Annotated in this window: 13 protein-coding genes and 3 tRNA genes; 9 read left to right on the forward strand and 7 right to left on the reverse strand. The window is 59.9% G+C overall.

What is annotated here, in order from left to right; translation table 11 throughout:
• Nucleotides 1-209: 209 nt before the first annotated feature.
• From V7787_RS15130 to V7787_RS15140, 3 genes are all read right to left on the reverse strand, one after another.
• Nucleotides 210-286, reverse strand: a tRNA-Met gene (locus V7787_RS15130).
• A 134-nt stretch (nt 287-420) separates the two neighbouring features.
• A tRNA-Met gene (locus tag V7787_RS15135) sits at nt 421-497 on the reverse strand.
• A gap of 134 nt (nt 498-631) precedes the next feature.
• Nucleotides 632-708: transfer RNA gene (locus tag V7787_RS15140), tRNA-Met, on the reverse strand.
• 221 nt (nt 709-929) lie between these two features.
• On the opposite strand from V7787_RS15140, the gene dinB reads away from it, so the two are divergent.
• The gene (gene dinB, locus V7787_RS15145; RefSeq protein ID WP_165366994.1) at nt 930-1988 is read left to right on the forward strand and encodes a DNA polymerase IV; all 1059 of its coding nucleotides are present in this window, start codon (nt 930-932) and stop codon (nt 1986-1988) included.
• A 26-nt stretch (nt 1989-2014) separates the two neighbouring features.
• Here dinB and V7787_RS15150 read toward each other — a convergent pair whose 3' ends face one another.
• The 3 genes from V7787_RS15150 to V7787_RS15160 form a co-directional block, all read right to left on the reverse strand.
• Nucleotides 2015-2968, reverse strand: a complete 954-nt coding sequence (locus V7787_RS15150; protein ID WP_014589989.1) for a hypothetical protein — start codon at nt 2966-2968, stop codon at nt 2015-2017.
• A gap of 20 nt (nt 2969-2988) precedes the next feature.
• Nucleotides 2989-4704 carry a proline--tRNA ligase gene (locus V7787_RS15155; RefSeq protein WP_014589990.1) on the reverse strand — a complete coding sequence of 572 codons (1716 nt, stop codon included), beginning with the start codon at nt 4702-4704 and terminating at the stop codon, nt 2989-2991.
• A 160-nt stretch (nt 4705-4864) separates the two neighbouring features.
• Nucleotides 4865-6130 (reverse strand): OprD family porin, encoded by a 1266-nt coding sequence (locus tag V7787_RS15160; protein ID WP_104886571.1) that lies wholly within the window; start codon nt 6128-6130, stop codon nt 4865-4867.
• Between the two features lie 692 nt (nt 6131-6822).
• On the opposite strand from V7787_RS15160, the gene V7787_RS15165 reads away from it, so the two are divergent.
• Both V7787_RS15165 and V7787_RS15170 read left to right on the forward strand, forming a co-directional pair.
• Nucleotides 6823-7242 (forward strand): HIT family protein, encoded by a 420-nt coding sequence (locus V7787_RS15165; protein WP_014589992.1) that lies wholly within the window; start codon nt 6823-6825, stop codon nt 7240-7242.
• A gap of 1 nt (nt 7243) precedes the next feature.
• On the forward strand, nt 7244-7450 hold the full coding sequence (locus V7787_RS15170) for a SlyX family protein (RefSeq protein WP_010952361.1): 207 nt from the start codon (nt 7244-7246) through the stop codon (nt 7448-7450).
• 121 nt (nt 7451-7571) lie between these two features.
• Here V7787_RS15170 and V7787_RS15175 read toward each other — a convergent pair whose 3' ends face one another.
• Nucleotides 7572-8165, reverse strand: a complete 594-nt coding sequence (locus V7787_RS15175) for a cold-shock protein (RefSeq protein ID WP_336088580.1) — start codon at nt 8163-8165, stop codon at nt 7572-7574.
• 281 nt (nt 8166-8446) lie between these two features.
• On the opposite strand from V7787_RS15175, the gene V7787_RS15180 reads away from it, so the two are divergent.
• The 6 genes from V7787_RS15180 to ruvC all read left to right on the forward strand — a co-directional run bounded on the left by V7787_RS15180 (nt 8447) and on the right by ruvC (nt 13217).
• Nucleotides 8447-8920 (forward strand): Dps family protein, encoded by a 474-nt coding sequence (locus V7787_RS15180; RefSeq protein ID WP_010952363.1) that lies wholly within the window; start codon nt 8447-8449, stop codon nt 8918-8920.
• A 211-nt stretch (nt 8921-9131) separates the two neighbouring features.
• The gene (locus V7787_RS15185) at nt 9132-9461 is read left to right on the forward strand and encodes a ribbon-helix-helix domain-containing protein (protein ID WP_064492886.1); all 330 of its coding nucleotides are present in this window, start codon (nt 9132-9134) and stop codon (nt 9459-9461) included.
• A gap of 94 nt (nt 9462-9555) precedes the next feature.
• A complete protein-coding gene (locus V7787_RS15190; protein WP_010952365.1) occupies nt 9556-9777 on the forward strand; it encodes an FmdB family zinc ribbon protein in 222 nt (73 codons plus the stop codon).
• Between the two features lie 93 nt (nt 9778-9870).
• On the forward strand, nt 9871-11646 hold the full coding sequence (aspS, locus tag V7787_RS15195) for an aspartate--tRNA ligase (RefSeq protein WP_004575741.1): 1776 nt from the start codon (nt 9871-9873) through the stop codon (nt 11644-11646).
• A gap of 114 nt (nt 11647-11760) precedes the next feature.
• Nucleotides 11761-12507, forward strand: coding sequence for a YebC/PmpR family DNA-binding transcriptional regulator (locus tag V7787_RS15200; protein WP_003254770.1), 747 nt, complete (start codon nt 11761-11763; stop codon nt 12505-12507).
• Nucleotides 12508-12692: 185 nt separating this feature from the next.
• Entirely contained in the window at nt 12693-13217 is a 525-nt protein-coding gene (gene ruvC, locus V7787_RS15205) for a crossover junction endodeoxyribonuclease RuvC (protein ID WP_003254769.1), read from the forward strand.
• The last annotated feature ends 97 nt before the right edge of the window (nt 13218-13314 follow it).

Here is a 13314-nt window from a genome sequence, read left to right on the forward strand (position 1 = left end):
AGTCCCTTAGGAAAACGTATCCAATGTTACTCCGGCCTCAGGCGTTTGCAGCGGCTTGGCAGGGTTAAAGATAGTTCATCCTGGGCACGACATCTCAAGCCTGCGGGTTGGCATGAGGGGAGGGAAAATCGAGGCGACGAAAGTCAGGGAGGTATAAAGCAACAAACCCCGCGCTGCTTTTACACAGGCGGGGTTTGTTCTGACGAATATGGTTGCGGGAGCCGGATTTGAACCGACGACCTTCGGGTTATGAGCCCGACGAGCTACCAGGCTGCTCCATCCCGCGTCAGTGGGGCGGATTCTACAGTGTGTGGTTTCTATGTCAAGCGCTAGGCTTTGATTTGTCGAAGTTTTTTCGAAAATGCTTATCTGCAGACAAAGAAAAAGGCCACTGTGTTAACAGTGGCCTTTTCTTGAATCTGGTTGCGGGAGCCGGATTTGAACCGACGACCTTCGGGTTATGAGCCCGACGAGCTACCAGGCTGCTCCATCCCGCGTCAGTGGGGCGGATTCTACAGCGTGTAGTTAATATGTCAAGCGCTAGGCTTTGATTTTTCGAGGTTTTTTCGAAAAGGCTTTTTTACGGGCAAAGAAAAAGGCCACTGCGTTAACAATGGCCTTTTCTCGAATCTGGTTGCGGGAGCCGGATTTGAACCGACGACCTTCGGGTTATGAGCCCGACGAGCTACCAGGCTGCTCCATCCCGCGCCTGTGAGATCGAATTCTACGGATTTACGCACTGATGTCAAGCAATTGTTTTGGAAAAACCTTTTTTGTTCAAACCCTTAGCGCTTCATAACAGTGTACAGCTCAGTCACGGCGGGGCTTTCAGGCCGATTATCGTGTAGCAAAGCAGGTGAGCTGTTTCAGAGGAGGGCGCATGCGATACTATCTGTATGAATTTACAGTGCTGACGGTCGTCCATGTCCTTGCGCAAGATCATCCACGTCGACTGCGATTGTTTCTACGCTGCGATCGAGATGCGTGACGACCCGCGCCTGGCCGGTCGCCCCATGGCGGTGGGGGGCTCGCCCGACCATCGCGGGGTAATCGCCACCTGCAACTATGAAGCGCGTGCCTATGGTGTGCGCTCGGCCATGTCATCGCGGCATGCGCTGAAGCTTTGCCCCGACCTGTTGATCGTCAAGCCGCGCTTCGAGGCCTACCGTGAGGCCTCGCGGGAAATCCACACGATCTTTCGCGACTACACAGAGCTCATCGAGCCTTTGTCCCTGGACGAAGCCTATCTGGATGTCAGCGACAGCCAGTGGTATTCGGGCAGCGCCACGCGCATTGCCGAGGATATTCGCCGGCGTGTTGCCCGTACCCTGCATATCACCGTGTCGGCAGGGGTGGCGCCTAACAAGTTTCTGGCCAAGATCGCCAGTGACTGGCGCAAACCCAATGGGCTGTTCGTGATTACCCCAAATGAAGTGGAAGCGTTCGTTGCAGCCTTGCCGGTGGCCAGGTTGCATGGGGTGGGTAAGGTGACGGCCGACAAACTGACGCGGCTGGGCATCGAAACCTGCCTGCATTTGCGTGAGTGGTCACGGCTGGCATTGGTGCGCGAGTTCGGCAGTTTTGGCGAGCGGTTGTGGGGGCTGGCACGGGGGATCGATGAGCGTGCGGTGCATAACGACAGCCGACGCCAGTCGGTGAGTGTGGAAAACACCTACGACACCGACCTGCCAGACCTGGCCAGTTGCCTGGCGCGGCTGCCAGAGCTGCTGGCTAGCCTGAACGAACGCATCGCCCGAATGGACAGCAGTTACCGGCCAGACAAGCCGTTCGTCAAGGTCAAGTTCCATGACTTCAGCCAGACCACCATGGAGCAGGCCGGGGCCGGCCGGGACCTGGAGAGTTATCGGCAATTGCTAGGGCAGGCGTTCGCCCGTGGCGGCAAGCCGGTTCGCTTGCTAGGGGTAGGGGTGAGGTTGCGAGACTTGCGGGGCGCGCATGAACAGTTGGAGCTGTTCCCGCCTAAATGAAAGGGGCTGCAATGCAGCCCCTTCTATTAATGCACGCCTGGATCCGCCACCAACCGGCCAGTGGCCTTGGTCAGCGACTGCAGGAACTCCTGTTGCAGCTCCGGATCGTTGCGGGTCAGCTCGATCAGGCTCTGTTCCATTTCACTGGCTTCCTCTTCAAGGCCCAGTTCGGACAGGCGCTTGACCCGGTGCACCCACTGGCCGACATCATCATCTTCGAGGTCATCGAAGATCAGCTCATGGGCTTCGAGCAGCTTATTGCGCAGGGTGGCGCTGACCAACAGGCTGGCATCGCCTCGTACCGCATTGTCCTCGTCAAGTACTTGCAGGTGCAGGGTGCCGACGTGGTTGAGGTTCTGCTCGGAGAACGGGCTGTCGAGCAGGTTCAGGCGCAGCACGCCGTTGCGGTCGGTGGTCAGCTCGTGGGTCATCTTGCCGGCCTTGACCTCGACCAGGCGCTCGCTCCAGGGCAGGCTGATGGATTCCTCGCGCTTGCCTTTCTGCACTTCGCTGATCCCGGCCAGGTTCTGCTGGGCGCGGCCGTTGGATGGCACGTTCATGAACGGGTTGAGCCCATCCACGCCATAACTGAGCCAGTCGTGGGTGATACTTTGCGGCAGGTTGCCCAAGGCAAAGACGTTGACCACATTGGCGCCGACACCCGCCACCACGGCCACTGCACCCAGCGGGATCTCGTAGATCTCCCGCCAGGGTTGGTAAGGCGTATAGCGGTCATAACGACGGGTCACTTCGAATTCGGTGACTTCGAAGCGCTTTTGCTCATGCACGCGCACACGTCGCTGCGGAAGCTCCATCACCTTCGGCTCGCCGACATCGATCTGCAGGGTATGCTCGAGCAGTTTGCGCTCGACGCGCTCCTCATGGTCGCTGCGCTGGGACATCTGGTTGGCGCAGCCGCTGACGAGCAGGGCGCCGCACAGTGCGGCGCCCCCAAGGGTAAAGGTACTTCGCTTGTACATGATCACTCGTGCATTGGTTATCAGCGGCGAACGCGGGCCTGCAGGAAGGTCAGCACTTCATTGAGCGGCAACGCCTGGGCGTCCTGCTCGGTGCGGTGCTTGTACTCCAGGTTGCCTTCGGCCAGGCCGCGATCGCTGACGACGATGCGGTGTGGGATGCCGATCAGCTCCATGTCGGCAAACTTGATGCCTGGGCTGGTTTTCTTGTCGCGGTCGTCCAGCAGCACTTCATAGCCGGCGGCAGTCAGTTCGGCATACAGCTTGTCGGTTGCTTCGCGGACCACGTCGGTTTCGTAGCGCAGTGGGACCAGGGCAATCTGGAACGGAGCCAGGGCGTCGTTCCAGATGATGCCCTTGTCGTCATAGCTCTGCTCGATGGCAGCTGCAACCACACGGGACACGCCAATGCCGTAGCAACCCATCGACAGCACGACCGGCTTGCCGTTCTCGCCCAGCACCTGGCACTTCAGCGCCTCGCTGTACTTGGTGCCCAGTTGGAAGATGTGGCCCACTTCGATGCCGCGCTTGATAACCAGGGTGCCCTGGCCGTCCGGGCTTGGGTCGCCTTCGACCACGTTACGCAGGTCGGCAACCTGTGGCACCGGCAGATCGCGCTCCCAGTTCACACCGAAGTAGTGCTTGTCGTCGATGTTGGCGCCGATGCCGAAGTCGCTCATCAGGGCAACCGAGCGGTCGATGATGATCTCCAGTGGCAGGTTGAGCGGGCCGAGCGAGCCGGCACCGGCGCCAATGGCGTCGCGCAGTTCGGCTTCGGTGGCCATGACCAGTGGGTCGGCAACCTGTTCCAGCTTGGTGGCCTTGATTTCGTTCAGTTCGTGGTCGCCACGGACGATCAGGGCAATCAGCTTGCCCTCTTCGGCACCGCGTACGATCAGGGTCTTGACGGTCTTTTCGATCGGCAGGCCGTGGTTTTCCACCAACTGGGCGATGGTCTTGGCATTCGGGGTGTCGACCAGGCGCAGCTCCTCGGTAGGGGCAGGGCGCACGGTTTCACGCGGGATGGCTTCGGCCTTCTCGATGTTGGCGGCGTAGTCGGAGCTGTCGCTGAAGATCACGTCATCTTCGCCAGACTCGGCCAGCACGTGGAACTCGTGCGAGTAGCTGCCACCGATCGAGCCGGTGTCGGCCTGCACAGGACGGAAGTCCAGGCCCAGGCGGGTGAACACATTGGTGTACGCCTGGTGCATGCGATCATAGGTTTCCTGCAGGGAAGCCTGGTCGGCATGGAACGAGTAGGCGTCCTTCATGATGAACTCGCGGCCACGCATCAGGCCGAAGCGTGGGCGGATCTCGTCACGGAACTTGGTCTGGATCTGGTACAGGTTGAGCGGCAGCTGTTTATAGCTGGACAGCTCGTTACGGGCTAGGTCGGTGATCACTTCTTCGTGGGTAGGGCCGACGCAGAAGTCACGCTGGTGGCGGTCTTTCAGGCGCAGCAGCTCAGGGCCGTATTGCTCCCAGCGACCGGATTCCTGCCACAGCTCGGCGGGCTGGATGCTCGGCATCAGCACTTCCAGGGCGCCGGCGGCGTTCATTTCCTCACGCACCACGGCTTCGACCTTGCGCATTACCCGCAAGCCCATCGGCAGCCAGGTGTACAGGCCGGAGGCCAGTTTGCGGATCATGCCGGCACGCAGCATGAGCTGATGGCTGATGACCACTGCGTCGGCAGGGGTTTCTTTCTGGGTGGCGAGCAAATATTGACTGGTGCGCATGGTTAGCCGTGTCGATTGCCTAAGACGTTGAAATAGCCCCGCATTGTACGGGGGGGAAACGAAGGCGTACAGGATGCCCCAGGGCGTGACACTTGTCAGCCAAGAAAAAGCCCGGCGTGATTGCCGGGCTTTTTCAGGTGCGGGGCACTGCAAGCCAGGCTTACAGGATGCTCAGCGGGTACTCCACGATCAGGCGCAGTTCGTCGATCGATGGGGAATCGTAGTAGACACCATCGGAAGAACGGTAGGTTGCTTGACGCACGCGGAAGCTCAGGTCTTTCGCCGGGCCTTCCTGCAGCACGTACTTGATGTCGACGTCGCGTTCCCATTCTTTGCCGTTGGTGGTGCCGGCGACGTTGGCGTCGGAACCGCGTACATAACGGGTCATGAAGGTCAGGCCTGGAATGCCGTATTCGGCAAAGTTCAGGTCGTAGCGAGCCTGCCAGGATTTCTCGTCTTCGGCGTTGAAGTCGGAGCGGGCCACGGAGTTGGCCAGGAAGATGGTGCCGCCACCGTCGATACCATAACCATAGTCGCCGTCGCCGGTGACTTTCTGGTAGGCCAGGGTGAAGGTGTGAGCGCCGATGTTGTAGGCGCCCGACAGGCTGAACGCGCGGTTGTCCAGCTTGTCGCCATCGAATGCGCGGTACTCGGCAGAGCCTTCGCTCTTGGTGTCATAGATGTTGAAGTCGAACACCAGGCCTTGATTGTCGGAGATCGGCAGCGCCCAGTTGACGTTGGCGTAGTATTTGCGCCAGTAGTCTTCAACCTTCGAGTAGTACAGGCTGGTGCTGAGGTTGTCGGTGAAGGCGTAGGTGCCGCCGACCACGTTGGCTTCCTTCAGGCCGAAGCTGTCGCGGTTGGTTTGTTCTTGGGCAGTCAGGCTGGTGAAGTGACCAGCGTGCAGGGTCAGCCCTTCGATCTCGTTGCTGGTGATCAGGGTGCCCTGGGCGATTTCTGGCAGCAGGCGGCTGTCATCGGTGGCGAAGACCGGCAGCGCGGTGAACTGGTCACCCACTTTCAGCACGGTGTCGGAGATGCGGAATTTGACCGCGCCGCCGCCCTTGGAGTAGTCATCCTGCGAACGGCCGTCGGAACCGGTCGGGAACAGGCCGGTACCGGCACGGCCCTTGCCGCTGTCCAGTTTCAGGCCGAGCATGCCGATGGCGTCGACACCCACACCCACGGTGCCTTGGGTGAAGCCGGATTCGAAGGTGCCGACGAAGCCCAGGCCGGTTTCTTCGCGACGGCTCTGGCCGCCTTCGTTGTTACGGAAGTCACGGCTGAAATACAGCATGCGGGTCTTGACGCTCAGCTTGCTGTCTTCGATGAAACCTTTGGACTCGTCCTGTGCCGAGGCCATTGCCAACTGCGAGGTCCCTGCCGAAACGGCCAGGGCGATCATGCTCCACTTCATCACGCGCATCGTGATTTGCTCCTTTGGTTTTTTAGGAAGAGTACCGCTGCGTCCAAGTCTTTTAGTTATATGGGGCAGCTCTTTCTTGTTATGTCGGCGAAAATGTATAGCACGCAGACTGTTGTTGGCGATATGGCTATAAGCACTCTTTGCGGAACTTTTTCACTATGTCGCTTTTAAGTATTTCCATGTCGCAAATCACGCCCCGATCGAGGGGCCGTATAACCTCAGCGCTATTCCTGTCACCGTAACGAATCTGTAACTACCGATTCCGGTTGAGGAAACTCCCTGGTAACCCATGTCGCTGTTGTTATTTGTCGCGTACACCTGCCACTGCAGATGTCGTGCCGACTTGGCGTGAAGGGAATGCAACAAGCGTGCTCAAAATTCGCAACAGTTCATGAAATTTTCACAAAACCTGCTACCGAGGGTCGGAAAGTCCCGTAAATGCGGGACGAAGGCTGCTTGTGTGATTTGTGCGATCGATAATCATTAGAAATTAAAAACTTGCCTTTAGAGTCAAAGTGTTACCGCAACTTGTTCATCCAGCATCGTTTGTGGGGTGGTCAGTGTGGGGAGGGCGGGCAGGTGGCCTCATTTTGGTGCGAAAAGTAGCGCTGTGTTACCGGGAGTGTGCAAGGTATCCTTGCTGCCCTGTTTTCCGCCTGAAGCGGGATGGTATTGCCTGAAGGAGATATGCCGTGTTCGTCCTCGATTCGCGTTTGCAGCAGGATTCGCTGGTGTTGGGAGAGTTTCCGCTGTGCCAGTTGCTGCTGAGCAAGGATGCCAATTACCCATGGTTCATTCTGGTGCCCAAGCGCGCTGGTATCAGTGAGCTGTTCGAGCTGGATGTGGCAGAGCAACAGCAGTTGTGGCAGGAGACCACCTTGTTGGCAGAGGCGTTGAAAGCCAGCTATGGGGCCGACAAGATGAACGTGGCTACCTTGGGCAACGTGGTCAGCCAGTTGCACATGCATGTGATTGTGCGCCAGCGCGACGACGCCGCATGGCCGGCACCGGTATGGGGCAAGTGTGCGCCTGTGGGCTACACCGATGATCAACTGCAAGCTGTTCGCCAGCGTCTGCGCGGGCTACAACTTGCTGGATACCAAGAGGCCTGAGATGACACTGGAAATGCGGATGGTCGAACTGGAAACCCGTCAGGCGTTTCAGGATGACACTATCCAGGCGCTGAATGACGTGGTGGTGGAGCAAGCGCGGGTGATCGAGCGGCTGCAATTGCAGATGGCCGAGCTGATCAAGCGTCATGAAGAGATGGTTGGCCAGTATGGCAGCGAAGGGGAAGAGGCCCCGCCTCCTCATTATTGAGTTGTTCCAGGCTGCTATCGCCGGCAAGCCAGCCCCCACAGGTATGATGCTGCCTTCAGGTGCAGCACGGCCCTTGTGGGCGCTGGTTTGCCGCTGATAGCGTCGGCCGGTCAGCCGTTGGTCAACGGCGGTTTACTGCAACCACGTCTTCGGCCTGCAGGCCCTTGTCGCGATGCATCACCGAAAACTCCACGCGCTGGCCTTCGACCAGAATGCGGTGGCCCTCACCGCGGATGGCCCGAAAGTGCACGAAGATGTCATCGCCCGAGTCTCGGGAGATGAAACCAAAGCCTTTCGACGTGTTGAACCATTTGACGGTGCCGGTATCACGGTTGCCGGCATCTTGTGCCACGTGTTGAGTGCTGCGTGCCTTGCGCGGGCTGCGGGCAAAGCCCACGGCCAGATGCACGGCCACGGCCAGCGCCGCACACACCAGGGCTGCCAGGTTGCCCATTTCGGGGCGGGCCAGTAGCGTCAGGGTCTGCAGCACGACGGCGACTACCAGCAGGGCGCAGGCCAGGTGCTGCAGTTGTTGCCGCGCGCCGCGATGATACAGCGGCACGACCGGGGCCAGCAAAAGGTTGAGCAGGCCGAGCAGGGCCAGGTAGACCGCGTCGGGTTGTTGCAGGAAGGGTGTCGCATCGGTTTTCAGGCTGGGTATGAGCGATAGCAGCAAAGCTGCCACGCCCGTCACCAGATGGACGATCTTGAACATGGGGTTGGCTCACTGTTGATAAGGCCGATCACAGGAAGAGCTGGCAGCACGGTGCGCATGAGATATAGAGCGCGAACACGTGGCAGGCCAGCCTATGCACCCGGCAATGACAGTCCGCACGGGTGGCACACTGCCTATTTAACAGTAAAGCCGCAGCCTACTCAAACCGCAGGCCGCCCAGTGGGCAATGTATTGCGCCATGTCACATGCGGCATGCGGCAAGTGTTGCTACAGTGGTCGGCACCCGCTTGAGTCTCAAGCCTTGTGGAAAGGGGAGCTTCATGGCAATCGATATCGGTATCAGTGAAGAAGATCGCAAGTCCATCGTCGATGGGCTGTCCCGCCTGTTGTCGGATACCTACGTGCTGTATCTGAAAACCCATAACTTTCACTGGAACGTCACCGGCCCGTCGTTCCGCACCTTGCACCTGATGTTCGAAGAGCAGTACAACGAACTGGCGCTGGCAGTCGATTCGATCGCCGAGCGCATCCGTGCCTTGGGCTTCCCGGCACCGGGTTCGTATGCATTCTATGCACGGCACTCGTCGATCAAGGAGGAGGAAGGCGTCCCCCCGGCAGACGAGATGATCCGCCAGCTTGTTCAGGGGCAGGAGGCCGTGGTACGCACTGCGCGCAGCATTTTCCCTGTGGTGGACAAGGTCAGTGACGAGCCGACCGCCGACCTGCTGACGCAGCGCATGCAGGTTCACGAGAAAACCGCCTGGATGCTGCGGGTACTGCTCGACGACAAGTAACCGTTGCTCAAGGCGGAAAGCTTGCGCAACCCCTGTGGGAGCGGGCGTGCCCGCGAACACCGGCGCAGCCGGTGCCATCCACCGCATTGCCTGCTCCCACAGGCTCCGCCTGGCAATCTGGTATTTGCGAAGGAACATTTTGCCGCTGCTTTAAGCTCGCCCGTCAGCGCTTCATAGGTCACCTGGTACCTGTGACGAGGAAGTGTGGCGCATGATGCAAGCGAACAAGCGTATGGCCGGCCAGGGCAGCTGGCCAGGAAAACAGTGCATCGACCCGTTCAAGGCGGACTTCGACATGTTGCAGACGCAGCCGGTGTCACGTTCCGTGCGGCTCAACGGCTTTTCTACCTGTCTGCGCCTGGAGGCTGTCTACTGGGGTATCCTTGAGCGCATCGCCGCCGCCAACCGTTGTTCGGTCAGTGCCGTGTTGTCCTACGTGGACCGTGAGGTGCACCTGCGCCAGGGCGGAGTGCGCAATTTCAGCGGGCTGATCCGGGTAATCTGCGTGGCGTGGCTGCAGGACCCGCCAAGTGCGCGCTGATCGCCAGGCGGGCTGCGCAGTGCTTGCTAACCATATATAATCCCGCTTTTTGCTGCCCCCCGGCAGCCAGCGTTATGGTTGACGAGAGACACCCATGCCCCTTTATGACTATCAATGTGCGTCCTGCGAGCACCGCATGGAAGTGCTGCAGAAGATCAGCGCCGCGCCGCTGATCGATTGCCCGGCCTGTCAGGCGCCGGCACTGAAAAAGCTGCTGTCGGTGCCAGGCTTTCGCCTGAGCGGTAACGGTTGGTACGAAACCGACTTCAAGACCGGGGCGAAAAAGAATCTGGCAGGCGGCGACAAGGCCGACTGAGTTGAATGCTGTGACCGGGTCTTGCAGTATTAGCCCTCCGGGCGGCCAAGGCCTCCACCGAATACACGAATCACGAGAAGCGAAACCACCATCATGATGCGCAGCCATTATTGCGGCCAACTGAACGAGAGCCTGGACGGCCAGGAAGTCACCCTTTGCGGCTGGGTCCATCGTCGCCGCGACCACGGCGGGGTGATCTTCCTCGACATCCGTGACCGCGAAGGCATGGCCCAGGTCGTGTTCGACCCGGATCGCGCCGAAACCTTCGCTGCCGCCGACCGTGTGCGCAGCGAATACGTCGTGCAGATCACCGGCAAGGTCCGCAAGCGTCCTGAAGGTGCAGTGAATGCCAACATGGCTTCCGGTGCCATCGAGATCCTCGGCTACCAGCTGAACGTGCTCAACGAAGCGGAAACCCCGCCGTTCCCCCTGAACGAATACTCCGACGTCGGCGAGGAGACCCGCCTGCGTTACCGCTTCATCGATCTGCGTCGCCCGGAAATGGCCGACAAGCTGCGCCTGCGCTCGCGCATCACCAGCAGCATCCGTCGCTTCCTCGACGAAAACGGCTTCCTCGACGTCGAAACCCCGATTCTCACCCGTGCCACCCCGGAAGGCGCGCGCGACTACCTGGTGCCAAGCCGTACCCACGCCGGTAGCTTCTTCGCCCTGCCGCAATCGCCACAGCTGTTCAAGCAGCTGCTGATGGTCGCTGGCTTCGACCGTTACTACCAGATCGCCAAGTGCTTCCGTGACGAAGACCTGCGTGCCGACCGTCAGCCGGAATTCACCCAGATCGACATCGAGACCAGTTTCCTCGATGAAAGCGAGATCATGGGCCTGACCGAAAGCATGATCCGCAAGCTGTTCAAGGAAGTGCTCGACCTGGAATTCGGCGAATTCCCGCACATGACCTTCGAAGAGGCCATGCGCCGCTACGGCTCCGACAAGCCAGACCTGCGTATTCCGCTGGAACTGGTCGACGTTGCCGACCAGTTGAAGGATGTCGACTTCAAGGTGTTCGCCGGCCCGGCCAACGATCCGAAGTGCCGTGTTACCGCCCTGCGTCTGCCAGGTGGTGCCAGCATGCCGCGCAGCAAAATCGACGAGTACACCAAGTTCGTCGGTATCTACGGTGCCAAGGGGCTGGCCTACATCAAGGTCAACGAGCGCGCCAAGGGCGTCGAAGGCCTGCAGTCGCCGATCGTCAAGAACATCCCTGAGGCCAACCTCAACAACATCCTCGACCGCGTTGGCGCCGTAGACGGTGACATCGTGTTCTTCGGTGCCGACAAGTTCAAGGTGGTCAGCGAAGCCCTGGGTGCGCTGCGTATTCGTCTGGGTCACGACTTCGAGCTGCTGACCTGCGAGTGGGCGCCGATGTGGGTCGTCGACTTCCCGATGTTCGAAGAGAACGAAGACGGCAGCTTCACTGCACTGCACCACCCGTTCACCGCGCCGAAGTGCACCCCGGAAGAGCTCGAGGCCAACCCGGCCACCGCCCTGTCCCGTGCCTACGACATGGTTCTGAATGGTACCGAGCTGGGTGGCGGTTCGATCCGTATCCACCGCAAAGAGATGCAACAGGCGGTATTCCGTCTGCTGGGTATCGAGGCGGAAGAACAGGAAGAGAAGTTCGGCTTCCTGCTCGACGCTCTGAAGTTCGGGGCACCGCCTCACGGTGGCCTGGCATTCGGTCTGGACCGTCTGGTCATGCTGATGACCGGGGCCCAGTCGATCCGTGAAGTGATCGCGTTCCCGAAAACCCAGAGCGCTGCATGCGTCATGACCCAGGCCCCTGGCATGGTCGACGCCAAGGCCCTGCGCGAACTGCACATCCGACTGCGCGAACAGACCAAGGTCGAGTAAGCAGTCCCCGGGCGCATCCACATGGATGCGCCTTTGCGTTTCGACGCAGGTTTTTTCCCGTCCCGCCCCGTCATGGGGCGGGGCCGTTTGTGATTCAAAGGATTCGGAGTCGTTATGGCTGGTCATTCCAAGTGGGCGAACATCAAGCACCGCAAAGAGCGCCAGGATGCCAAGAGAGGCAAGGTCTTCACCAAGTGGATCCGTGAACTGACGGTCGCTGCCAAGCAGGGTGGCCCTGATCCGGCATCCAACCCGCGTCTTCGCCTGGCCCTGGACAAGGCGTTGGGCGCCAACATGAGCCGCGACATCATCGATCGCGCCGTGGCCCGTGGTGCTGGCACCAATGAAAGCGACAATGTCGAAGAGCTGAGCTACGAAGGTTACGGCCCGGGTGGCGTGGCGATCATGGTCGAAGCCATGACCGACAACCGCAACCGTACCGCCGCGGCCGTGCGTCATGCGTTCACCAAGTGTGGCGGCAACCTGGGTACTGACGGTTCGGTGGCCTACCTGTTCGAGCGAAAAGGCCAGATCAGCTTTGCCCCGGGCGTGGAAGAGGACGCGTTGATGGAAGCGGCAATGGAGGCCGATGCCGACGACGTGGTCGCCAATGACGACGGCTCGTTCGACGTGTTCACCTCGTTCAACAGCTTCTATGCCGTGCGTAATGCCCTGGAAGAGGCAGGCTTCAAGGCCGCTGACGCGGAAATCGTCATGCAGCCGACCACCAGTGCCGAGCTCGACCAGGACGGTGCCGAGAAGGTGCTCAAGCTGATCGACATGCTCGAAGACCTGGACGACGTGCAGAACGTCTATTCCAATGCCCAGATTTCCGACGAGATCATGGAAAACCTTGGCTAAGGTGATTTGGCATTTTGTGCCAACTCTGAGCGTTTGATAGCGCCTGTGCCGGCCCTTTCGCGGGTAAACCCGCTCCTACAGGTATTACGCCCATTTCAAGTGTGGTGCAGTACCTGTAGGAGCGGGTTTACCCGCGAAAGGGCCGGCGCAGTTTGTAGAGATGCATCATTTTTTCGACGGGCTTTATGACTCTGATTCTAGGTATCGACCCCGGCTCGCGCATCACCGGCTATGGCGTGGTACGCCAGACCGCCCGTGGTTGCGAGTACGTGGCGTCGGGCTGCATCCGCACCGGCAGCGGTGAGCTGCACGAGCGGCTGCAGATTGTTTTTCGTGGTGTCAGTGAAATCATTGCCCAGCACGGCCCGGTGACCATGGGCATCGAACGGGTGTTCATGGCCCGCAACGCCGATTCGGCGCTCAAGCTTGGCCAGGCACGTGGCGCGGCTATCGTCGCCGCCGCCGAGGCCGGCCTGGAGATCGCCGAGTACAGCGCCACCCAGGTCAAGCAGGCCGTGGCCGGCACGGGTGGGGCCAACAAGGAGCAGGTGATGATGATGGTCATGCACCTGCTGAAATTGACGCAGAAACCGCAGATCGACGCTTCCGATGCCCTGGCCATCGCTCTGTGCCACGCCCACACCCGCTCCAGCCTGGTGCCGCATGGCTTGAGCACAGCGCGGCGACGCGGCGGGCGCTTGCGTCTGTAAGCGCTTCATGCGCTGATACACATTTTGTTCGGGTGATACATTCACCCGCTGCATTTGCTGATAGGGTTGAGCGGTCTTTGACCGGCTCCCCGAGAGG

The sequence above is a fragment of the Pseudomonas sp. CGJS7 genome (genome assembly GCF_036961695.1).

Excerpts from the sequence above, each read along its gene's own strand:
- V7787_RS15180 (WP_010952363.1), top strand. The coding sequence starts at position 8,447 with ATGGCAATCGATATCGGTATCAGTGAAGAAGATCGCAAGTCCATCGTC.
- aspS (WP_004575741.1), top strand. The coding sequence starts at position 9,871 with ATGATGCGCAGCCATTATTGCGGCCAACTGAACGAGAGCCTGGACGGC.
- V7787_RS15200 (WP_003254770.1), top strand. The coding sequence starts at position 11,761 with ATGGCTGGTCATTCCAAGTGGGCGAACATCAAGCACCGCAAAGAGCGC.
- V7787_RS15155 (WP_014589990.1), bottom strand. The coding sequence starts at position 4,704 with ATGCGCACCAGTCAATATTTGCTCGCCACCCAGAAAGAAACCCCTGCC.
- V7787_RS15185 (WP_064492886.1), top strand. The coding sequence starts at position 9,132 with ATGATGCAAGCGAACAAGCGTATGGCCGGCCAGGGCAGCTGGCCAGGA.
- V7787_RS15190 (WP_010952365.1), top strand. The coding sequence starts at position 9,556 with ATGCCCCTTTATGACTATCAATGTGCGTCCTGCGAGCACCGCATGGAA.
- V7787_RS15160 (WP_104886571.1), bottom strand. The coding sequence starts at position 6,130 with ATGCGCGTGATGAAGTGGAGCATGATCGCCCTGGCCGTTTCGGCAGGG.
- V7787_RS15175 (WP_336088580.1), bottom strand. The coding sequence starts at position 8,165 with ATGTTCAAGATCGTCCATCTGGTGACGGGCGTGGCAGCTTTGCTGCTA.
- ruvC (WP_003254769.1), top strand. The coding sequence starts at position 12,693 with ATGACTCTGATTCTAGGTATCGACCCCGGCTCGCGCATCACCGGCTAT.
- V7787_RS15170 (WP_010952361.1), top strand. The coding sequence starts at position 7,244 with ATGACACTGGAAATGCGGATGGTCGAACTGGAAACCCGTCAGGCGTTT.
- V7787_RS15150 (WP_014589989.1), bottom strand. The coding sequence starts at position 2,968 with ATGTACAAGCGAAGTACCTTTACCCTTGGGGGCGCCGCACTGTGCGGC.